Origin of the sequence: Dietzia sp. 111N12-1, assembly GCF_001658045.1 — a bacterium.
GTDB lineage: Bacteria > Actinomycetota > Actinomycetes > Mycobacteriales > Mycobacteriaceae > Dietzia > Dietzia kunjamensis.
Window position 1 is genome coordinate 1 of sequence record NZ_LSSV01000084.1, and the last position, 2,017, is coordinate 2,017.

Below are 2,017 nucleotides of genomic sequence, written 5' to 3' on the forward strand. Positions count from 1 at the left end.
GTGTTGAGGTGCTCGGCGAGCCAGGCCTCGGCGTTGAACGCCAGCAGGCGCAGGACCATCTGCAGGCCGCGGCGCGCCAGGTGGGGGCGGGCGCGCCTGGCGTCGGGGTTGATGACGTTGGCGGGCAGCTTCGCCGGGATCGGGCCCAGCACCTTCTTGGCGGCGGTCAGGTCGTCGCGGGCGGCGTCGATCGCCTGGTGGATGCCGGGCAGGGCGGCGTTCTTCTCTCTGGGGGTGCCCGGCCCGGCGAGCAGCTGGGCCAGGGCACGCTCGGCGGTGGCCAGCGCTTCCTCAGCGTCGGTAACGCTCTTGCGGGCGGCGGTGCGGGCGGGGTTGGTGATCTTGGCGGTGTTCGGGCCGGTGTCCATGGTGTAGTCGGCCAGGGCGTTGATGCCGTTGTGCTCGGCGGCGTACTTGAAGGTGTTCTCGATGCGCCACCTCGCGCGGAGCCAGTACACCAGGGCCGCCGGGTCGGCGGAGGTGTCGCTGGTCAGGATCTGCAGGACCGGCTCGCCGTCCTCGACCAGGGTCAGCTGGCGGGCCGGGCCGTAACCGTTGATCTGTACGGTCTCCTCGGCGAGGTCGACGCTGATGCGTCGCCCCTCCCGCTCGGCCGTGCACTGCTTGACCGTCCCGGTGGTGGGGGCCAGGGCGCCGCGCCGGTAGGTGATCCAGTCCATGCCCGCTTCCCGGCAGGCGGTGAACGCGGGCGGGTAGGACCCGCCGCGGTCGAAACCGAGCAGGATCGGTGCATCGGGGCCGAGGACCTCGCAGAGCTGGTCCAGGACGGCGGGCATGGTGCGGGTCAGCCCGGACGGTTCGCCGGAGGCGAAGAGCACCGCCCGGCCCCGGGCGTCACAGACCACGGTCTCCGCCCGGCCGGGCTCGGCCAGACGGCGCCGGGTGTTGTACCCCTTGGCCACCGGCCGGCCCCCGGTATAGGCCACGAAGTGGTCATCGACGTAGTACACCGGTGAGGTGGCCGGGTCCGCGGCGAGCATCCCGGCGGCGACGGTCCGCTGCACGGCCAACGGGTCGGCCCCGTCGGCTAGGGCACCCAGGCGGGTGCGCAGGGTGCGCAGCTCGGGGACCACGGCCAGCCCGACCGCGACCCCGGCGTCGGCGCGGCGCAGGTGCTTGGTCCCCTCGACCGTGCCGGCCCCGAGCGCGAAGGCCAGCGTGGCGGTGGCCAGGACCGCGACATCGTCATAGCGCCGCCCCGGTGCCCCGGTCAGGGTGGCGAAGACCCCCGCGGCGCCTGCCCGGTCCAAGAACGCGTGAGTCAGCATCGCCCCGGCGTAGCGGCACCGGTAGGTCCCCGAGGCGATCCGCGCCGACCCCTGCGCCCCGGCCCGGTCCTGCGGCGCCCGGTCCTGCGGCGCCTGGTCCTGCGGCTCGTCCTCCTGGGGCGCGTCGGCCACGACCGTCTCCGAGGTGTCCTCCAGCCCGGGCTGGACCGGTGCCGGGCCGGCCTCGGCCAGGACCCGGCCGATGACCGAACGAGCCACCCCGAACCGCTCGGCGATCCACCCCTGGCTGCGTCCCCGCCCACCGCAGCGCCTGCGCCCGCTGGCGCGCGTCAAGCCTGGCCGGGCGCCCGCGCCGGCGCGCCAGCCCCGCCGACCCCTCCCGGACCGCCCGCCCGCGCAGCATCGAGACATACGTCGCGGTCAGCCCGAAGACGCCGGCGACCTCATCGACCCGCCGCCCGGCGTCGGTCAACGCCACGATCGCCAGGTTCCGCATCCCGACATCGTCGGAGGCGTAGCGGTAGACCACGAGACGACCGTAGGTGACCACGCACACGCCGTCGCTGACGACCCGGCGCAGCACACCGGGTTCGGGCATCCCGTCGAGCTCGACCTGCTCCGCCTGTGACGACACCTCAGCAGGCTAACCACAAACCTCCAGATCTCAACGGATTTCAGGCGGCGTGTCGTCGCCAAAGCACCAAGCCAGCGCGACGCCCGAGCCCTACTTCCGGAGGTCTGAGCCTCTCCCGACACGCCGACCGACG

Annotated in this window: 2 protein-coding genes; one reads left to right on the forward strand and one right to left on the reverse strand. The window is 73.8% G+C overall.

The window, feature by feature from the left end; genetic code table 11:
- Nucleotides 1–1,508 (reverse strand): putative transposase (locus AYO52_RS15960; RefSeq protein ID WP_156523652.1); only part of this gene is annotated, 1,508 nt, incomplete at its 3' end.
- On the opposite strand from AYO52_RS15960, the gene AYO52_RS18460 reads away from it, so the two are divergent.
- Nucleotides 1,492–1,878: a hypothetical protein gene (locus AYO52_RS18460; RefSeq protein ID WP_156523653.1), complete on the forward strand. Its 387-nt coding sequence runs from the start codon at nucleotides 1,492–1,494 to the stop codon at nucleotides 1,876–1,878. The two genes, AYO52_RS15960 and AYO52_RS18460, sit on opposite strands and share 17 nt — an antisense overlap.
- Nucleotides 1,879–2,017 lie beyond the last annotated feature (139 nt).

Coding starts and splice junctions, on each gene's coding strand:
- AYO52_RS18460 (WP_156523653.1), top strand. CDS start 1,492: ATGACCGAACGAGCCACCCCGAACCGCTCGGCGATCCACCCCTGGCTG.